The organism is Pseudomonas frigoris (assembly GCF_047758635.1).
In the GTDB taxonomy this organism is placed as follows: Bacteria; Pseudomonadota; Gammaproteobacteria; order Pseudomonadales; family Pseudomonadaceae; genus Aquipseudomonas; species Aquipseudomonas frigoris.
In genome coordinates this window covers 1258175-1276354 of record NZ_CP180479.1, presented here as the reverse complement: position 1 = coordinate 1276354, position 18180 = coordinate 1258175, and the positions used below count along the sequence as shown (strand labels likewise).

Below are 18180 nucleotides of genomic sequence, written 5' to 3'. Positions count from 1 at the left end.
GTAATGCGAAGTCCGACTTGTCGGCTTCTCGATACTCTTCGTGGTGGGCAATGAGGCGGGGGGGCCTCTCTACAGACAAGGTCAGGAGCAAATCCTGCCTTCAGGAGCGATCGGCCTCCCCCAGAAACGCACTTGCTGTTGTATGAATCCTTGAGCGTAACCTCTCTCGTTGGAATCAAGGTCAACATACAAGGAGCTGCCGAAGGCTGCGATCTTTTGATCTTAAAAATAAATGAGCCGTTTTTCAGATCTGGCGTGACAGAGAAGGAAAGCCACCTTGATTCCACCTTCTCAGGATCGTCGTCCATGCAACCCACCCGCCTCACCCCGCTGGCCCGCACCTTGCGCCAACTCTTGCTGGGCGCCAGCCTGAGTTTCGGCGCTGTAGCGTTGGCACACACCGCTGACGCCAAGCCGTATCACATCGCACCGTCCTCGCTGGAAAACGCCCTCAACCAGTTCGGCCGTGAAGCCGGTGTGCTGATTTCCTTTGGCTCGCAAGTTACCAGCGGCGTACAGAGTCGCGGTCTGGAAGGCAACTACACCCCTGAGCAAGGTTTGAACGCGTTGCTCGAAGGCACCGGCCTGCAAGCCCGCGCCGAAGGTGACAATGCCTTCAGCCTGCAACCGGAGGGCGATACCGCGTTGGAACTGGACACCTCCAAAGTCGTCGGCGACTGGCTCGGCGATGCGGCGCCAATCAACGTCTTCGAGCATCCCGGCGCGCGTGACGTGATCCGCCGCGAAGAGTTCGAACGCCAGGGCGCGACCCAAGCCAAGGACGTGCTCAACCGCATCCCCGGCGTGAATGCGCCGGACAACAACGGCACCGGCAGCCATGACATGGCGCTGAACTTCGGCATTCGTGGGCTCAATCCGCGGCTGGCCTCACGCTCGACGGTTTTGATGGATGGCATTCCGGTGCCGTTCGCACCTTATGGTCAGCCGCAGTTGTCGTTTGCACCGATCAGCATGGGCAACATGGACGCGGTGGACGTGGTCCGTGGCGGCGGTGCCGTACGTTACGGGCCGCAGAACGTCGGCGGCGTGGTCAACTTCGTGACCCGGGCGATTCCCGATGAGCCGACGGTCAAGGGTGGTTTTCAGACCGAAACCAGCCCTTCCTCCAGCCACGACGGGTTCAAGACCACTGGCAACCTGCTGGCCGGCGGCGCTGCCGAGAACGGTCTGGGCGGTGCGCTGTTGTATTCCGGCACGCGCGGTGGCGACTGGCGAGAACACAGCGATACCGAAATCGACGACCTGATCCTCAAGGGTAAATACCAGCTCGACGACGCCAACAGCTTCAACGCGATGGCCCAGTATTACGAAGGCAAGGCCGACATGCCCGGCGGCCTGAACGTCGCCGACTACGACGCTGATCCTTACCAGTCGACGCGTCCGAAAGATCAGTTCTGGGGCCGTCGGACGATGTTCAACGTCGGCTATCGCTATCAGGAATATCGCCGGGAATTCACCGCCAACACCTTCTTCACCAAGACATTGCGCAGCGGCTATCTGGATCAGGGCACGTTCCTCTCGCTGTCGCCTCGCGAGTATTGGGTGCGCGGTCTGGAAACCCGTTTTGCCCAAGGCTTCGATGTCGGCCCGACCAGCCATGAAGTCGGCGTCGGCTATCGCTACATCAACGAAGCCGGCCACGAATTGCGCTATCGCACGCCGATCGCCAGCAACGAGTACCCGACCACCGACAGCCGGAACGACCGCGACACCCGTGGCGGCACCGAGGCCAATGCATTCTTCGTCGACGACCGGATCGACATCGGCAAGTGGACCTTCACCCCGGGCATCCGCTACGAGATGATCGAATCGCAACAAACCAACAACCTGACAAACGTGAAGTACAAGGGCGACTACAACACGGCGCTGCCGGCGTTGAACGTGCTCTATCACGTGACCGACACCTGGAACCTCTACGCCAATACCGAAGGCTCGTTCGGCAGCGTGCAATACAGCCAGATGCCTAATCGGGTGACCAGTGGTGAAGTGAAACCGGAGAAGGCGCGTACCTGGGAACTGGGCACCCGTTATGACAACGGTGCACTGCGGGCAGAGATCGGCGCGTTCCTGATCAACTTCGACAACCAGTACGAAAGCAACCAGACCAACGATTCGGTGATCGCCCGTGGCGAGACTCGCCATCAAGGTATCGAAACCAGCGTCAACTATGCCCTCGATGATTTGAGCCCTTCGCTGGCTGGTTTCGATGTCTACGCCACTTACGCCTATGTGGACGCGACCATCCGTGAAGACGGGCCGAACAAGGGCAATCGTGTGCCCTTCTCCTCGAAACAAAAAGGCACGATTGGCGTGGGTTATACCGAAGGCGCATGGAAGCTGAACCTGGACAGCAGCTATCAGAGCGATCAGTTTGCCGACAACGCCAATACCTCGGCTGAAAGTGCTGATGGCAGCACCGGCAAGATTCCTGGGTACATGCTGTTCAGCAGCCGCGCGGCGTATGACTTCGGGCCGAAGTTATCGGACTTGAATGTGGCGGTGGGGGTGAAGAACATCTTCAACCATCAGTACTTTACCCGGTCATTTGATGACAACAACAAGGGTAAGTATGTGGGAGAACCGCGGACGGTTTATGTGCAGACGTCGGTAGCGTTCTGATCGCTGCCAATGGACTCTTTTGTGGCGAGGGGATTCCTGAGCGCTGAAACGAGAACGGGCCTGCATAAGCAGACCCGTTTGTCAGTGGAAAGGTAAAAAACTAATCAGGCTTCAACCGTTTTGCGCAGCCTGTTCGTTCTCGAGAAATTCGTCTTCCAGCAGCGCATCGGCTGCGACTCTCTCGAACGGCACCACAGCGGCACGTGGTTTGCCCCGCAGTTTGCCGAACAGGTGTTCCAGCGCATGTTCAAGTTTTTCGGCCGCACCGTCGATCGCCAGTTCCAGGTTTGCGGCTTTATGGGTGACAGAAATCGGTTGGTGGCCTTTTGGCCGCGCTTCCAGCTGACAGCGCATGTCATGGGGACCGGGCTTGTCGCCGTTCTCGTCCCGCAGATGAACCTCGACGCGTGTCAGGTCCTCTTCATAACGTTCGAGCGTGCTCTCAATGGTAGTACGTACCCACTCCTCCAGTCGGATGCTGCTTTGAATATGGTTATCGCTGTTGACTTGGATTTGCATAGTTCATCCCTTATTTCAGCTAGCTCGCGAGAGGCACATCGGCTGGCCCTTGGGCGTCATCACCGTGACCTCTTACTTACACAATCGGTCTGCTCGCAGAACAATTCAACCCCTAAAAAAAGATAAATTTTCATACGCAAAAAAAGCCAGACAAGGAGCAAAAGCGCTGTTAAGGTCGGGAGTTGGGTCGCCTGACTCTTTTGTCACAATTGCTCACATCTGCCGCTCCGCCAGCGGGTGCAGGCTTCGAAATATCCCCGCCTCTTCCACCAGCCAATCATGCACCGCACGCACGCCCGGATGGCTCAGCGCCCCCGGCGCATAGAGCAGCACATAACGCTTGTGATTGGGCACCGCCAGGCCAAACGGCACGATCAACGTCCCCCGATCCAGCTCGTCATTGAGCAACGTTCGTCGCGCAATCGCCACGCCCATACCGGCAATCGCCGCTTCGATGGTCAGGTGATTGCGATTGAAGGTGTGCCCGCGCCGCACGTCCGCACCTTCGAAGCCGATAGCGTTGAGGTAGAACTCCCACTCTGCATACTCGTAACTGCCGCGCCAGGCGGTGATGTCGTGCAGCAGCGGAAAGTGCATCAGGTCCGCCGGGCCATGCAGCGGCGGCCGGCCGCGCAGCAGGCTTGGAGCACAGACGGGAAAAATCTGCTCGTCGAGCAAGGTTGTGGATAACAAACCGGGATAGCTGCCGTCATTCAGGTCGATGGCCAAATCGAAGTCGCCTTCGTGCAATGGCACGCTGCTGTCCTCGGCCACCAGCCGTAATTGAATGTCCGGGAATCGCTGCTGCAAACGCGGCAACCTTGGGGTCAACCACTTGCTCAGGAACGATGGGATCGAGCGCACTCGCAAAATTCCGCTGATCATTCCGGCGTCCAGTCGTCGCAATTCCGCATCGATGCTGCCGTAAGCCTCATTGACCGTGATGGCCAGTCGCTGGCCTTCGGCGCTCAGTTCCACCCCTCTAGCGCGACGGTGGAAAAGTCGAAACCCCAGCCGCTCTTCCAGCTGTCGGATTTGCTGACTGACCGCACCCGGCGTGATGTGCAGTTCTTCGGCGCATCGAGTGAACGACAAGTGCCGCGCGGCACAGGAAAACACGTGCAGCCAGACGTAAGTCTGGGCGTGCAATTGGCGACTCATTGTTTAGTCCTGCTAAAGGCTGTCTTAGGAAGTTTCGTTGGTCACGTAGGACCGAGGTAGGCAGTATCGCCGACATTGCGCTTGTCCTACAAAAATGGCAGCGATTTCTCTTCCATTGCTTGTATAGGCTTTAGCATGGCTATCAGTGTTTTCGATCTCTTCAAAGTCGGCATCGGTCCGTCCAGTTCCCATACCGTCGGCCCGATGCGCGCCGCCGCGACCTTCGCCCAAGCCCTGATTGACCAACAATTGCTGGCCGACGTACGGCGAGTAGAAATCCGACTTTATGGCTCGCTGTCGGCGACCGGCGTCGGTCACGCCACCGACCGCGCCTGCATCATGGGCCTGATGGGCGAACGGCCGGACAGCATTGATCCCACGTCCATCGACAGTCGAATCCAGTCTCTGCGCGAAACTGGCGAACTGTCTCTGGCAGGCAAAACCACCATCGCCTTCAACTGGCAACGCGATCTCCTGCTGCTCGAGGAGAGCCTGCCCTACCACCCCAACGCCATGTCCCTGACAGCCTTTGGCGAAACCGGTGAGTTGTGGGAGCAAACGTACTACTCGATCGGTGGCGGATTCATCATCGAAGCGGCCGAAGCCGAGTCCGGCATCGCGCCAACCAGCGATGTGGTGCTGCCGTACGATTTTTCCAGCGCCGCCGAACTACTCAAGCTCTGCAACCTGCACGGTCTGCGCGTTTCAGAATTGATGATGGCCAATGAATTGGCCTGGCGCAGCGAAGCCGAAATCCGCAAGGGCCTGCTGCACATCTGGTCGGTGATGCGCGAGTGCGTCGAGCAAGGGTTGCGCCATGAAGGCATCCTGCCCGGCGGTCTGAATGTTCCCCGTCGCGCAGCGAAATTGCACCGCAGCCTGCTGGAAATCGGCAAGCCGAATGTCATCACCTCCACGCTGTCGGCCATGGAGTGGGTGAACCTGTTCGCCCTCGCCGTGAACGAAGAAAACGCAGCGGGCGGGCGCATGGTCACGGCGCCGACCAACGGCGCGGCGGGGATCATTCCGGCGGTGCTGCATTACTACATGAAATTCAACCCGGACGCGTCGGACGATGACGTCGTCGCGTTCTTTTTGGGCGCTGCGGCCGTAGGCATTCTCTGCAAGAAAAACGCCTCTATCTCCGGTGCTGAAGTCGGTTGCCAGGGCGAAGTCGGCTCGGCCTGCGCCATGGCAGCCGCCGGTCTGGCCGATGTCCTCGGCGCCACGCCCGAGCAACTGGAAAACGCCGCCGAAATCGGCCTGGAACACAACCTCGGCCTGACCTGCGACCCGGTCGGCGGCCTGGTGCAAGTGCCGTGTATCGAGCGCAATGCGATTGCTGCCGTGAAGGCAATCAACGCCACGCAAATGGCCCTTCGCGGCGACGGCAAACACTTCATTTCCCTCGACCGGGTCATCCGCACCATGCGCGACACCGGCGCCGACATGCATGACAAATACAAAGAGACTTCACGGGGCGGCCTGGCTGTTAGCTGGGTGGAGTGCTGAGGAGCATTCCGAAGCAGGTAGTTTGAAAACGTAGCGAGCGAAGGCAAGACAAGGCAAAAACAGGCAAGGACGCGGAGTTTACGGGTTGTAAATGAGCAGTCCGCGCCTGTTTTTAACGCAGTATTGCCTGCGTAGCGACGAAGTCGCCCAGCGCGCAGTAGTTTTCAAACTGCCTGCCTGACCGTCCGGAACACGTGAGCCCTAGCAAGAACAATAACGAGGCCAAACGATGACCGATGTACGTACACCTGCTGCCGATAACCCAGCTGTAGAACTCAAACGCGACACAGCAACAGCCACCAAAGGCTGGAGTAAACACGACACCACCTGGATGCTCGGTCTTTACGGCACCGCCATCGGTGCCGGCACGCTGTTCCTGCCGATCAACGCCGGCGTGGGCGGTTTCTGGCCGCTTCTGATCCTGGCAGTGCTGGCGTTTCCGATGACCTTTTTCGCCCACCGCGGCCTGACCCGCTTCGTGCTGTCCGGGCGTTCCGGGGACATCACCGAAGTCGTGGAAGAGCATTTCGGCATCGGTGCCGGTAAGCTGATCACGCTGCTGTATTTCTTTGCGATCTTCCCGATTCTGCTGGTGTACAGCGTGGCGCTGACCAATACCTTGAGCAGCTTCATGGAGCATCAGTTGCACATCGCCCCGCCACCGCGGGCGATTCTGTCGCTGGTACTGATCCTCGGTCTGATGGCCATCGTTCGTTGCGGTCAGGGTGTCATCGTCAAATGCATGAGCGTGCTGGTGTACCCGTTTGTCACGGCATTGCTGCTGCTCGGTTTGAGCCTGATCCCGAACTGGAACGGAGCGTTCTTCGCCACCGCCAGTGAAGGCATGCCGATGCCGCTGTTCTTCAAGACGTTGTGGCTGGCGATCCCGGTGATGGTGTTTTCGTTCAACCATTCGCCGATCATCTCCGCCTTCTCCGTCGATCAGAAACAACGTTACGGCGAACAGGCCGAACGCAAAAGCAGCGGCATCCTCGCCATCGCCCACGCGATGATGGTGGTGACGGTGATGTTCTTCTGCTTCAGCTGCGTGCTGGCCCTGTCCCCGGCTGATTTGGCGGCGGCGAAGGCGCAGAACATCTCGATCCTGTCGTACCTGGCCAACCACTTCCAGACGCCGGTCATCGCTTACGCCGCACCGTTGATTGCACTGGTGGCGATCACCAAGTCCTTCCTCGGCCATTACATCGGCGCCAGCGAAGGCTTTCAGGGCCTGATCGTGAAAAGCCTGCGCGGCCGTGGCCGGGTGATGTCTGCCAGTTGGCTGAACCGCGTGACCGCGCTGTTCATGATCCTCAGCTGCTGGGCCGTGGCGACGTTCAACCCGAGCATCCTCGGCATGATCGAAACCCTCGGTGGGCCGATCATCGCGTGCCTGTTGTTCCTGATGCCGATGTACGCCATCCGCCGCGTGCCGGCCTTGCGCCAGTATTCGGGTCAGGCCTCGAACGTGTTCGTGGTGTTGATCGGTTTGATTGCACTGTCTGCGATCATCTACTCATTCATGCCCTGAAACGGGCAGGCAAAAAGAAGGCGGGCTGTAGCAGCTGGCGAAGCCTGCGTTCGGCTGCGCAGCAGTCGTGAAATCAGGCGATGCGGTGTTTCAGAAAAACCGCAAACTCAGGTTTTACGACTGCTTCGCAGACGCCTCGGCTTGGGCGAGTCCATCCAATTACATGGATTGCGTTGCAGCGTGAATGCTCAGCAATCGCCACGACGCCCGCCTCTTTTTTTTGCCGTGATCATTGTTCGACAATTTTTCCGGCATGCCCCTTGCTAAGTTCTATGTAGGAACTGCCGAAGGCTGCGATCTTTTGATCTTTAGCGCCTTCATTTACGTCAAAAATCAAAAAATCGCAGCCTTCGGCAGCTCCTACCAAAACAGATGATGGCGATATGGCTATGGAATGGCCGATGGTCCGGTATCGCGAACCAACCCGATCATGGCTGGTCAACAACTGCACGTTCAATCAGGCGGTAACGCACCATGGACAACCCTTTTCAGCTCATTACCGATGCTTTTGCACCGGATTATCAGATCAACCTGAGCATTCAGGCTCTGGATGGCAGCATCATGCTGACCCTGTCCAACAGCGGTCACGTGGTCGCCAAACGGATGATCAGCGCCGAACAACGCAATGACCCCCAGCGCCTCAAACGCCTGGTGCAAAGCATTCAATTCGGCATTGCCATCGAACAGGGCCACAGCGCCGTGGCCATCCTCGAAGCCATGACCGACGGCGACAATCACAACCTGCCGCCGCCACGCGTCAAGGGCCACAGCCGGCCAGCCATGAGGCTTTAAAGCTCGCCCTTCTCGACTTCGGGATGCTCACCGGAACCCGCACCGATCTTGCGCTGCGGGTGTTCGATCTTCACCGAAGGGAATTGCGACGAGGCGTAACGCACCACCAGAATCGAGAACGCCAGCAGCAGAATCCCGCCGCACAGGTAGATGATGCCGATATCCGGCGGGTTGTGGTGCGAGACGTTGGAGATCAGCAGCCGCGTCAGCGCAGTGATCGCCACGTAGATCAGGAAGCGCACCGGCATGTGGTTGGTCTTGAAATAAATCCCGACCATCGCCCCCAGTTCCAGGTAGATGAACAGCAGCAAGATGTCATCGATCTTGATGTGCCCCGCCTCGATCATCTGCAAGAATTCCATCACCGCCGCCCACGCGGTCACAGCACCGATGGCGAATAGCGCCAGGTAGTGGAAGGTCTCGACGAACAGGTTGCCCAGCGACTCGGCCAGTTGATGCACGTTCTGCCGCAGGTTCTCGGCCCAGTTGATTTTCACGATGATTCTTCCTTAGCTCGGTTCGAGCGGATGATGCGGGTTTGACGTGACGGTTGTTCTGCATGCAGAAAAAAGGCCAGAGGCTGTTGGGTGAGATGGTGATAGGCTGCCATTGGACACTTTTGTGGAGAGTTCGAGGGCCTCATCGCGAGCAAGCTCGGCTCCCACAGGTCTTGCGCAGACCACCTGATTTCGGTCTACATTAAAAAGCCACTACCCAAAGCGCAGGGATTCGCTTATCCTTTTCGCTGTATATAAATACAGTGGTCGAATAAGACAACTTAATGTGAAGGCATGTGAGGTGGTGAATGGCCGTCGAAGTGGTATACCGCAGCAGCCGAGATCTGGAGCGCTTGTTCATGGATAAAGCCGAAGCTGACCGTCATGACAAAATGCTCGAACTGGCCGAGTTGCTGGCTGAAGTGTTGCACAAAGCCGTTCCGTCCCTGACCGAACAGCAAGTGGAAGAAGCCGGGATCTACATGGCGAAGAACCGCGATGTGTTCGCCAAGGCGTTCAAGAGCCAGCCGGACGCGTTGTCCGAATTGCTCAATGCGCCTGCTGAAGTCGTTGAAAAGGCTGCCCCCGTTGAGGCGCCTGCACCTGTTGAAGTCGCTGAGCCGACCAAGCCGGCTAAAGCCCCCAAGGCCGCCAAGTAAGCAACGCCCGAATTGAATAGGCCCTGAGTCAAATGACTCAGGGCCTTTTTCATGCCTGCGAAAAACCTAAGCGTCGGGTTGCTCCAGCGCCTCGACCAGCGCCTTGAAGAAACGCGCCGCCTCGCCGCCCGTCACCACGCGATGATCGAACGTCAGGGACAGCGGCAGGACCGGATGCACCACCACCGCGCCGTCAACCGCCACCGGTTCGTCGCGGATCGCACCAGCGGCGAGGATTGCCACTTGCGGCGGTACCACCACCGGGTTGGCGTAGCGGCCGAACAAGGTACCGAAATTCGACAACGTCAGGGTCGCCCCCATCATTTCCTTGGGCGGAATCGATCGCGCCTGCACGTCGGCCCTTAATCGCATGACGCCTTCCTTCAACTCAGCCGGGGTGCGGTGACCGACATCGCGCAGCACTGGCACGAACAAGCCGTCCGGGGTGTCCACGGCGATGCCCAGATCGAGCCGTTCGTGTTGTTTGAGCGACAGGCTTTTGCCGTCGAAGGCGCTGTTGAGCACCGGTTCCACGGCGCACGCGGCCGCCATCGCCTTGGCCAGGCGAATCAGCGGTTCGCGGGCCTGACCCCAGCGATGCAGGTCGGCGTCACCGAAAATCGTCACCGGCACGACTTCGGCGTGGGACCGGGCCATGTTCAGCGCCATGCTGCGCCGCACACCGCGCAACCGTTCGCCGCCGAAGCGATCCAGTTCAGTTTGAGCCGCGTTTTCCACATCCGTGCGGGTGATCAGCCCCCCGTGGCCGGAGCCGGTCAACCCGCTCAACTCCACGCCGAGTTGCCGAGCCAGTTGCCGCACGGCCGGCGTGGCGCGAGTCGCCAGGTGCTCTCGGGTCGAAGGGGCCGCCCCGATGAAAAACGAGTCCTCCTGACTGCTGCCGCCACCTTCGAGTCGCCCCACTACGGTGCCCGCATCGGCTTCGCCTTCGTAACCGAGCAAGGGTTCACCGACGTGAATAATGTCGCCCTCGCCGCCGTAGAGTTTTGCCACCACGCCGTCGTACGGCGCGGGAATTTCCACCAAGGCTTTGGCGGTTTCCACCGACACCAGCAGTTGATCGGCCTTGACGGTATCGCCGACTGCGACGTGCCAACGGACGATTTCCGCCTCCTGCAAACCCTCGCCCAGATCCGGCAGTTTGAAATATTTCATCGCGGCCTCCTTGGGTTCAGGAAAAGTGAAGTACGTTGTCGCAGGCCTGAAGAATGTCTTCGACGTTGGGCATGTACAGCGACTCCAGTCGATACAGCGGCGGCGGGATATCCGGCGCGGTAACCCGCTGAATCGGTGCCTGCAATTCCAGCAACACCCTTTCGTAGAGGCTCGCGGCGATTTCCGCACCGGCACCACAGGAGCGCGGCGCTTCATGAACGATCACGCAACGACCGGTCTTGCGTACAGAGGCTTCCAGGGTGTCGAGGTCCAGCGGCTTGATACTCGCGACATCGATCACTTCCGCCGAGACGCCCCGTTCGGCCAATGCGGTGGCGGCTTGCAGGGTTTCCATCACACTGGCACCCCAACTGATCAGCGTGATGTCGCTGCCTTCGCGCAGGGTGAAACAGCTGTCCAGCGGCAGGCGTTTTCCATCGTCCAGCAAAGGTTGGGGGTTCATGCGATAGAGCCGGGTCGGTTCGAGAAACACCACCGGATCAGGGTCATCGATGGCCGCCAGCAACAAGCCATAGGCCCGGGCCGGCGATGACGGAATTACCACCCGCAGCCCTGGAATGTGCGCGAACAATGCTTCAGTGCTTTCACTGTGATGTTCCGGCGCGCGAATCCCTGCGCCCATCGGCGTGCGCATGACCATCGGGCACGTGATCCGCCCGCGCGTGCGATTGCGCATGCGGCTGGCGTGGGACACCAGGTGTTCCATGGCCGCGTAGATGAAACCCATGAACTGGATTTCCACCACCGGTTTCAGGCCCTGCGCGGCCATGCCGACCACCAGTCCGCCGAGCATGGTTTCGGCCAGCGGCGAGTCGATGACTCGCTTGAAGCCAAAGCTGTCGCGCAGCCCTTGGGTGGCGCGGAACACGCCGCCATTCACCCCGACGTCTTCACCGAGGACGATGACGTTCTCGTCTTCGCTCATGGCCCGATGCAACGCGAGATTCACCGCGTCCAGCAACGTGAATTTGCCGTTACTCATGGCTCGAATCTCCCGCGCGGCGCGCCGCCCGTTCGAGTAACTCTTCACGCTGCCCGGCGAGGGACGTCGGCCATTGGGCGTAGACGTAATCCATGACCGATTCGGGCGCCTGAATACCCGCCGCCTCGAAGTTATCCACAGCGCGCTGCACCAGCCCCTGGCATTCGCTGATCAGCGCCTGTTCGCGGCCTTCGTCCCACACGCCCTGGCCGACCATGAAGCGTTGCAGGCGTTTGACCGGTTCTTCGAGCCAGGCCTGCTTGACCTCGTCCGCCGGCCGGTAGCGTGTGGCATCGTCGGCGGTGGTGTGGTCGCCGAGGCGATAGCTCAGGCATTCCAGCAACACCGGGCCTTTACCGTGACGCGCCCTTTCGAGGGCCACTTGCACTCGGTCGTAAACCGCGAGCATGTCATTGCCGTCGACCTGCTCACCGTGGAACCCGGCACCGATGGCTTTCTGTGCCAGCGTCGGGGCGCCGCACTGAATTCGCCGTGGCACCGAGATCGCCCATTGGTTGTTATTGACCACGAACACCACCGGCAACTGCCAGGCACCGGCGACGTTGAGGGCTTCGAGGAAATCGCCCTTGCTGGTGGCGCCGTCGCCGCAGGTGGTGACGGCGACTCGATGTTCACCGCGGATTTTGAATGCACTGGCAACGCCGCAGGCATGCAGGGCCTGGGTGGCAATCGGCACACAGATCGGAAAGTCCTGGGCCGCCGCCGGTTCGGCAAAGTCGCTGCCGCGCTCGTCACCGCCCCAGTACAGGAGGATTTCTTCCATTCGCACCCCACGCATCAACTGCACGGCGGTGTCACGGTAATACGGAATCAGCACGTCTTCGGCGTGCATCACGCTGCCGACGGCGACGCCAATAGCTTCCTGGCCCAACGTCGGCGCATAAGTGCCGATGCGCCCGGTGCGTTGCAGGGCGACGGCTTTCTGATCGAAAAGGCGGGTCAGGACCATCTGCCGATAAAGGCGCGTCAGCAAATTGAAATCGTCGGCCCAGGCAGGAAGTTCGCCGAGCAATTGGCCGTCAGGGGATAAAAATCGGGTGTAAGGCAGCTCAACCTTGTGAGGCATCACAGGGGCTCCTGGCACGCCGCGTCAGCGTGCGTCAGTCAAGCCTGACGCTTGTGGCGCCAGGCCTTGGGGGCAAGTCTGCCGGATAGGCCCTCACTCCTTCATCGGTCCAAGCTCATCGATACAGCACTTTCTCCGCCAATTCGTCAGCCACTCGGGCCGGCGAGCGTTTTTCCGCCTGGGCATGGGCGAAGACTTCGGTCAGCCGGGAGCTGATTTTCGACAGGTGTGCGGTGATGGTCGATAGCTCTTCGCCGCGGTGTTTGAGCGAAACGTAGATCAGCCCGCCGGAATTGATCACGTAATCCGGCGCATACAGAATGCCCCGCCGCTCCAGTTGATCAGCGACTTCCAGATGGGTCAGTTGGTTGTTCGCCGAACCGGCCACCGCCGCGCAGCGCAATTGCGTCACGCTGTGGCTGTTGAGCACGCCACCGAGGCCGCAGGGCGCGAGAATGTCGCAAGGGGTGCTGAGCAGCGCCTCGTTGGCGATCGGGTGAGCGCCGAGTTGTTCCATCGCCAATTGCACTTTGCCGTGATCGATGTCACTGACCAGCAGCTCGGCACCGGCGGCGTGCAGTTGTTCGGCGAGGGCAAAACCAACGTTGCCGAGCCCTTGAATCGCCACTCGCAGGCCTTCGAGGTTATCGCTGCCCAGCCGGGCCATGGCGGTGGCACGAATACCGGTGAACACGCCCATCGCCGCGTGCGGTGCTGGGTCGCCCGCCGAGGTGGTGCTGGTGACGTGCTGGGTCTGTTGGGCGATGCAATCCATGTCCGCCACGGAGGTGCCACTGTCGATGGCGGTGATGTAACGGCCGTCGAGCTGATTGATGCAACGCCCGAAGGCTTCGAATAGCGCGGCGCGGTTTTCCACATGGACCGGGCGAACAATCACTGCAACGCCGCCACCCTGAGCCAGGCCAGCCAGCGCCGCCTTGTAACTCATGCCTTGGGCGAGGCGCACAGCATCCTCGACGGCGGACTCGTCGCTGGGATAGGCAAGGTAACGACACCCGCCGAGGGCAGGCCCCAGACGGCTGTTATGAATGGCAATGACCGCCTTCAACCCGGTGACCGAGTCGACGCTCAGATGCAGGGATTCAAGGCGAGTGCTTTGCATGAGAGCGAACATCGTAGGGCTCCCGAATCACTTCTTGTAGTCGCCAGTATAGGCTTGCGCCCGAAAATTGCAGAAGCGCACCGGAATAAGCGACGCCGCCATGCAGACTTTCGGACATAACCTGCAACCGCCTCTGTGCGGCACTGGACGAATGGCGGAGACGGGGCTAAAACGAGGCATTACCCGGAGATTTTGATGACCCCCCGCCAACGTTTCTTCGACTGCCTGCAACGTTCACCGCCTGCGCTGTTCGAGGCGGCGCTGTGGATTGCCGCCGAACACGACACTGAGGTAAACCCCGAGGCGGTGCTGAACGATTTCAAGGACCTGCAACAACGGGTCAGTTATGGCTTGCCGATGTTGCCGGTCAGCGAGTTGGCCCAGCCGTTGTTACGGCGTATGAATGACCTAGGATTCGCTCAGGACGACTCCACGCCATTGCGTCCGCAAGTCGCGCTGGTCAATAAAGTGCTGGAACGCAGACGTGGGCAGCCGCTGAGTCTGGGATTGATTGCCCTGGAACTGGCCAAAGGTCTGGAAATCCCCATGGTTGGAGTCAACTTCCCTGGGCATTTCCTGCTGCGGGTACCGGGCGCCGATCACTTGCTCGACCCTTGCGGCGGGCGTCGGTTGTACCCCAACGATTGCCGGGAGTTGCTGCAACGCCAGTACGGCCCGAACATGCAGCTTGGCGCCGAGCATTTGCTCACCGCCGAGCCGGTGCAAATGCTGCAGCGGCTGTCGCGCAACCTGCGTCAGTTACACCTTTCTAACGATGACTACATCGGCGCCCTGATCGACGCCGAACGTGTGCTGGAACTGGGCAATGCCAGTGCCTCCGACTACCTGGCCCGGGCCAGCCTCTATCAACGGCTGGATTGCCCGAACGCCGAACGCTTTGACCTGGAGCATGCCCTGCTGCTCAGTGACGACCCGATCCAGCGGATTCGCCTGACTGAGCGATTAGGGCACCTGCCGCCAAACTCCATCGTCCATTAAAAGCAAAAGATCGCAGCCTCGTTTCACTCGACAGCTCCTACAGGGGGTCGCGATTTCCTGTAGGAGTTGTCGAGTGAAACGAGGCTGCGATCTTTTGATCTGATGTTTTTAAGGGGTGTCTGGCTGGTTCGCCGGATGCGCCTTGATGAACGCCGGGTGCATGGTCGCCAACGCCGCCACTCGACGAATCCGCGGATACGCCTCAAGTGAAATGTTGAAGCGCTCGGCCGCGTACAGCTGCGGGATCAGGTAAACATCCGCCAGCCCAGGCGTCGGACCAAAGCAATAACCCTCATCGCCGATCAACTGCTCCACCGTCGCCAATCCTTGGCTGATCCAGTGCCCGATCCACTCCACCACTTGCGGTTCATCGTGCCCCAACTGCCGAAGTTTATTGAGCACGCTGACGTTGTGCAGCGGATGCACGTCGCAACCAATCACTGCCGCCACACCACGCTCATGGGCGCGAGCGGCGAGGTCTTTGGAGAGCAGCGGCACCTGTGGATAACGTTCTTCCAGGTATTCAATGATCGCCGGCGACTGGATCAACAGCTCACCTTCGTCAGTGCGCAAGGCCGGCACTCGGCCTTGCGGATTAATGCTCAGATACGGCGGCTGTCGATGTTCGCCACCTGGCGGTGCGATCAGATTGATCGGCAGCGCCTGGTAATCCAGCCCCTTGAGCGCCAACGCAATGCGCACCCGAAAGGACGAAGTCGAACGATAGTAGGTATAGAGTTCCATGACCCGATCCTCTTAGCGCGCCGGCAGCACTTTGCCGCGGCATTCGCCGAAACCGATGGAGGCAAAACCCTCGCGGTTGCAACGGGCGCGCAGGATGATTTCGTCGCCATCTTCAAGGAACTTACGCACCTCGCCGGACGCGAGTTCGATCGGCTTTTTACCGCCCTCGGTGATTTCCAGCAGGCTACCGAACTGACCGTTTTCCGGCCCCGACAAGGTGCCCGAACCGAACAGGTCACCGGCCTGCAACTGGCAGCCGTTGACGCTGTGGTGCGCGACCATTTGCGCCACGGTCCAGTACATGTGTTGGGTATTGCTCAGGGTCAGGCGATGGGCCGGCAGTTTTTGCTCGCGCAGACCTTCGGTGAGCAGCAGCACTTCCAGCTCGATATCGAACGCGCCCGCGGCTTGATCGCGCTTGTCGAACAGGTACGGCAGCGGCTGCGGATCGCCTTCCGGACGTGCCGGTTGAGCACGACGGAACGGCTCCAACGCTTCGGCAGTCACCACCCACGGCGAGATGCTGGTGATGAAACTCTTCGACAGGAACGGCCCCAGCGGCTGGTATTCCCAAGCCTGAATGTCTCGCGCCGACCAGTCGTTGAGCAGGCAGAAACCGGCGATGTGATCGGCGGCGTCACCGATGGCGATCGAGTCGCCCATCTCGTTGCCCTGACCGATCCAGATGCCCAGCTCCAGCTCATAATCCAGACGTGCACATGGACCAAACGTCGGCTCGGTCTGGCCGGCTGGCAGCGTCTGGCCTTTCGGACGGCGAACGTCGGTGCCGGACGGGCGAATGGTCGAGGCGCGGCCGTGGTAGCCGATCGGCACGTACTTGTAGTTCGGCAGCAATGGGTTGTCCGGACGGAACAGTTTGCCGACGTTCTGCGCGTGCTCGATGCCGACGTAGAAGTCGGTGTAGTCGTTGATTTTCGCTGGCAGGTGCATCTCGCAATTCGCCGCCAGTGGCAGCAATTTTGCACCTTGGGCTTCGATCTTGCCGTGCAGGGTGCTGCCTTCTTTGAACAGTTCCAGCAGGCGTTCGCGCAGGGCAACGCGAGCTTCACGACCCAGTTCGAAGAACGCGTTCAGCTGACCGCCACGGGTGGCTTCGACTGCAGTTTTTGCGACGCCATCGAACAGGCCGGCGTCCAGTGCAGCTTCCAGATCAAAGATATGTTCGCCAATGGCCACGCCACTGCGCGGTGCCGAACCCTTCACGCTGAACACGCCCAGCGGCAGGTTCTGCAGAGGGAAATCAGCATGGCCGTTGGCGGAGGCAACCCAGCTACGAGTGATGGAAGTCTGAGTCATGGGTTATCTCCGGGGCGGGTCGAAAGTGGCGGGCAGCGTGGCCCAGCAGGCATCGTAGTTGTTTTGCAGTTGCGGGCAATCCAGCGCGAAACGGCTCGGGCGCAGCACCTGGCTGGTCTCGAACATGAAGGCCATGGTGTTGTCGATTTTCGCTGGCGCGAGTTCGGCGTTGATCGCCTTGGTGCAGGTTTCGCCGTCCGGGCCGTGGGCGCTCATGCAACTGTGCAAGGACGCGCCGCCGGGCACGAAACCTTCGGCCTTGGCGTCGTACTCGCCCTTGATCAGGCCCATGAATTCGTTCATCAGGTTGCGGTGGAACCATGGTGGACGGAAGGTTTTCTCGGCGACCATCCAGCGTGGCGGGAAGATCACGAAGTCGAGATTGGCCAGACCGTGGACGCAGGTCGGCGACGTCAGGACAGTGAAGATCGATGGATCCGGGTGATCGAAGCTGACCGTGCCGATGGTATTGAAACGGCGCAGGTCATATTTGTACGGCACGTTATTGCCGTGCCAGGCGACCACGTTCAGCGGCGAATGATCGAGTTCGCAGCCCCACAATTGGCCAAGGAATTTCTGCACCAGCGTGGTCGGTTGCTTGAGGTTTTCGTAATGCGCGACCGGGGTCAGGAAGTCCCGCGCGTTGGCCAAACCGTTGCTGCCAATAGGCCCCAGGTCGGGCAGGCGCAGCGGCGCGCCGTGGTTCTCGGCAATGTAGCCGCGAGCTTGCGGGTCGAGCAGTTCGACGCGAAATTTCAGACCGCGCGGCAGCACGGCGATTTCCAGCGGTTCCAGTTCCAGCACGCCCAATTCGGTCGCAATACGCAAGCGTCCCAGCTCAGGCACCAACAGCAGTTCGCCGTCGGCGTTGAAAAACACGCGCTCCATGGAGCGGTTGGCGCGGTAGCTATAAATGCTGATCCCGGCTGGTTTTTCCGCGCCCGAGTTGGCGGCCATGCTCACCAGCCCGTCGATGAAATCGGTTGGCTCGGTCGGAACATCCAGCGGGTTCCAGCGCAGACGGTTGGGGGTCACTTCACCCAACGGGCCGCCAGCCAGTTGCCGATCCAGTTTGACGAATGCCGGGTGATTGGCCGACGGCTGAATCCGGTACATCCAAGTGCGCCGCGCTTCGCTGCGGGCCATGGTGAACGCGGTACCAGAGAACAGTTCGGTGTAGAGACCGTACGGGGCTTTTTGCGGGGAGTTCTGGCCGACGGGCAGTGCGTCGGGCAACGCTTCGCTGCTGAATTCGTTGCCGAAGCCGGACTGATAAGCCAGCGCGGGCGCCGTTGAATCGAGGTTCATGGAGCCTCCTGAACAGGGAGTAGGCAATGGCCTGTCGCTCCGTTTGAGAGGTCTCGGCACGCCCGGGTTGTTTTTATCGTAATTCGATTACGCTTAACGTAATTTGATTGGT

General features: G+C 60.0%; 16 protein-coding genes and 1 pseudogene. 6 read left to right on the top strand and 11 right to left on the bottom strand.

All coding sequences use genetic code 11. The features are described from left to right. Positions 1-306 precede the first annotated feature (306 nt). Positions 307-2640 (top strand): TonB-dependent Fe(3+) dicitrate receptor FecA, encoded by a 2334-nt coding sequence (gene fecA, locus ACMXYH_RS05740; RefSeq protein ID WP_415766562.1) that lies wholly within the window; start codon positions 307-309, stop codon positions 2638-2640. Positions 2641-2751: 111 nt separating this feature from the next. On the opposite strand, the gene ACMXYH_RS05735 is transcribed toward fecA, so the two are convergent. Further along, on the bottom strand, positions 2752-3159 hold the full coding sequence (locus tag ACMXYH_RS05735) for an HPF/RaiA family ribosome-associated protein (protein WP_008150614.1): 408 nt from the start codon (positions 3157-3159) through the stop codon (positions 2752-2754). Between the two features lie 213 nt (positions 3160-3372). Beyond that, positions 3373-4320, bottom strand: coding sequence for a LysR substrate-binding domain-containing protein (locus ACMXYH_RS05730; protein WP_129438347.1), 948 nt, complete (start codon positions 4318-4320; stop codon positions 3373-3375). Positions 4321-4455: 135 nt separating this feature from the next. On the opposite strand from ACMXYH_RS05730, the gene ACMXYH_RS05725 reads away from it, so the two are divergent. Then, positions 4456-5832: an L-serine ammonia-lyase gene (locus ACMXYH_RS05725; RefSeq protein ID WP_415766561.1), complete on the top strand. Its 1377-nt coding sequence runs from the start codon at positions 4456-4458 to the stop codon at positions 5830-5832. A gap of 229 nt (positions 5833-6061) precedes the next feature. Beyond that, complete coding sequence (locus tag ACMXYH_RS05720; protein WP_415766560.1) at positions 6062-7363, top strand: serine/threonine transporter; 1302 nt, start codon at positions 6062-6064, stop codon at positions 7361-7363. A 229-nt stretch (positions 7364-7592) separates the two neighbouring features. Here ACMXYH_RS05720 and ACMXYH_RS05715 read toward each other — a convergent pair whose 3' ends face one another. After that, a complete protein-coding gene (locus tag ACMXYH_RS05715) occupies positions 7593-7814 on the bottom strand; it encodes a hypothetical protein (RefSeq protein WP_415766559.1) in 222 nt (73 codons plus the stop codon). Positions 7815-7837: 23 nt separating this feature from the next. Between ACMXYH_RS05715 and ACMXYH_RS05710 the strand changes: the two genes are divergently transcribed. After that, positions 7838-8155, top strand: coding sequence for a DUF3509 domain-containing protein (locus tag ACMXYH_RS05710; RefSeq protein WP_415766558.1), 318 nt, complete (start codon positions 7838-7840; stop codon positions 8153-8155). On the opposite strand, the gene ACMXYH_RS05705 is transcribed toward ACMXYH_RS05710, so the two are convergent. Continuing rightward, a complete protein-coding gene (locus ACMXYH_RS05705) occupies positions 8152-8652 on the bottom strand; it encodes a phosphate-starvation-inducible protein PsiE (RefSeq protein ID WP_008150634.1) in 501 nt (166 codons plus the stop codon). The two genes, ACMXYH_RS05710 and ACMXYH_RS05705, sit on opposite strands and share 4 nt — an antisense overlap. A gap of 308 nt (positions 8653-8960) precedes the next feature. On the opposite strand from ACMXYH_RS05705, the pseudogene ACMXYH_RS05700 reads away from it, so the two are divergent. Then, positions 8961-9215, top strand: a pseudogene (locus ACMXYH_RS05700) (YebG family protein); the annotation flags it as partial. A 162-nt stretch (positions 9216-9377) separates the two neighbouring features. Here the strand turns inward: ACMXYH_RS05700 and ACMXYH_RS05695 are convergent. From ACMXYH_RS05695 to ACMXYH_RS05680, 4 genes are all read right to left on the bottom strand, one after another. Then, on the bottom strand, positions 9378-10487 hold the full coding sequence (locus ACMXYH_RS05695; RefSeq protein ID WP_415766557.1) for a dihydrolipoamide acetyltransferase family protein: 1110 nt from the start codon (positions 10485-10487) through the stop codon (positions 9378-9380). A 16-nt stretch (positions 10488-10503) separates the two neighbouring features. Then, on the bottom strand, positions 10504-11490 hold the full coding sequence (locus tag ACMXYH_RS05690; protein ID WP_415766556.1) for an alpha-ketoacid dehydrogenase subunit beta: 987 nt from the start codon (positions 11488-11490) through the stop codon (positions 10504-10506). Then, positions 11483-12577, bottom strand: a complete 1095-nt coding sequence (pdhA, locus tag ACMXYH_RS05685; protein ID WP_415766555.1) for a pyruvate dehydrogenase (acetyl-transferring) E1 component subunit alpha — start codon at positions 12575-12577, stop codon at positions 11483-11485. The genes ACMXYH_RS05690 and pdhA overlap by 8 nt, the downstream gene beginning before the upstream one ends. Before the next feature lie 115 nt (positions 12578-12692). Further along, the gene (locus ACMXYH_RS05680) at positions 12693-13712 is read right to left on the bottom strand and encodes a Glu/Leu/Phe/Val dehydrogenase family protein (protein ID WP_415766554.1); all 1020 of its coding nucleotides are present in this window, start codon (positions 13710-13712) and stop codon (positions 12693-12695) included. Positions 13713-13895: 183 nt separating this feature from the next. Between ACMXYH_RS05680 and ACMXYH_RS05675 the strand changes: the two genes are divergently transcribed. After that, positions 13896-14699 (top strand): SirB1 family protein, encoded by an 804-nt coding sequence (locus ACMXYH_RS05675; protein ID WP_415766553.1) that lies wholly within the window; start codon positions 13896-13898, stop codon positions 14697-14699. A gap of 108 nt (positions 14700-14807) precedes the next feature. Here ACMXYH_RS05675 and maiA read toward each other — a convergent pair whose 3' ends face one another. The 3 genes from maiA to hmgA are packed head-to-tail and all read right to left on the bottom strand — an operon-like array spanning position 14808 to position 18068. Next, positions 14808-15443 carry a maleylacetoacetate isomerase gene (gene maiA, locus ACMXYH_RS05670; protein ID WP_129438374.1) on the bottom strand — a complete coding sequence of 212 codons (636 nt, stop codon included), beginning with the start codon at positions 15441-15443 and terminating at the stop codon, positions 14808-14810. A 12-nt stretch (positions 15444-15455) separates the two neighbouring features. Continuing rightward, on the bottom strand, positions 15456-16760 hold the full coding sequence (gene fahA / locus ACMXYH_RS05665) for a fumarylacetoacetase (RefSeq protein ID WP_415766552.1): 1305 nt from the start codon (positions 16758-16760) through the stop codon (positions 15456-15458). Between the two features lie 3 nt (positions 16761-16763). Continuing rightward, positions 16764-18068: a homogentisate 1,2-dioxygenase gene (hmgA, locus tag ACMXYH_RS05660; protein WP_415766551.1), complete on the bottom strand. Its 1305-nt coding sequence runs from the start codon at positions 18066-18068 to the stop codon at positions 16764-16766. Positions 18069-18180: the final 112 nt, after the last annotated feature.

Bases quoted from the DNA above. Each gene is read 5' to 3' on its own strand.
- pdhA (WP_415766555.1), bottom strand. From the start codon at position 12,577: ATGCCTCACAAGGTTGAGCTGCCTTACACCCGATTTTTATCCCCTGAC.
- ACMXYH_RS05735 (WP_008150614.1), bottom strand. From the start codon at position 3,159: ATGCAAATCCAAGTCAACAGCGATAACCATATTCAAAGCAGCATCCGA.
- ACMXYH_RS05680 (WP_415766554.1), bottom strand. From the start codon at position 13,712: ATGTTCGCTCTCATGCAAAGCACTCGCCTTGAATCCCTGCATCTGAGC.
- ACMXYH_RS05690 (WP_415766556.1), bottom strand. From the start codon at position 11,490: ATGAGTAACGGCAAATTCACGTTGCTGGACGCGGTGAATCTCGCGTTG.
- ACMXYH_RS05720 (WP_415766560.1), top strand. From the start codon at position 6,062: ATGACCGATGTACGTACACCTGCTGCCGATAACCCAGCTGTAGAACTC.
- ACMXYH_RS05695 (WP_415766557.1), bottom strand. From the start codon at position 10,487: ATGAAATATTTCAAACTGCCGGATCTGGGCGAGGGTTTGCAGGAGGCG.
- ACMXYH_RS05730 (WP_129438347.1), bottom strand. From the start codon at position 4,320: ATGAGTCGCCAATTGCACGCCCAGACTTACGTCTGGCTGCACGTGTTT.
- fecA (WP_415766562.1), top strand. From the start codon at position 307: ATGCAACCCACCCGCCTCACCCCGCTGGCCCGCACCTTGCGCCAACTC.
- ACMXYH_RS05710 (WP_415766558.1), top strand. From the start codon at position 7,838: ATGGACAACCCTTTTCAGCTCATTACCGATGCTTTTGCACCGGATTAT.
- fahA (WP_415766552.1), bottom strand. From the start codon at position 16,760: ATGACTCAGACTTCCATCACTCGTAGCTGGGTTGCCTCCGCCAACGGC.
- maiA (WP_129438374.1), bottom strand. From the start codon at position 15,443: ATGGAACTCTATACCTACTATCGTTCGACTTCGTCCTTTCGGGTGCGC.
- ACMXYH_RS05675 (WP_415766553.1), top strand. From the start codon at position 13,896: ATGACCCCCCGCCAACGTTTCTTCGACTGCCTGCAACGTTCACCGCCT.
- ACMXYH_RS05725 (WP_415766561.1), top strand. From the start codon at position 4,456: ATGGCTATCAGTGTTTTCGATCTCTTCAAAGTCGGCATCGGTCCGTCC.
- hmgA (WP_415766551.1), bottom strand. From the start codon at position 18,068: ATGAACCTCGATTCAACGGCGCCCGCGCTGGCTTATCAGTCCGGCTTC.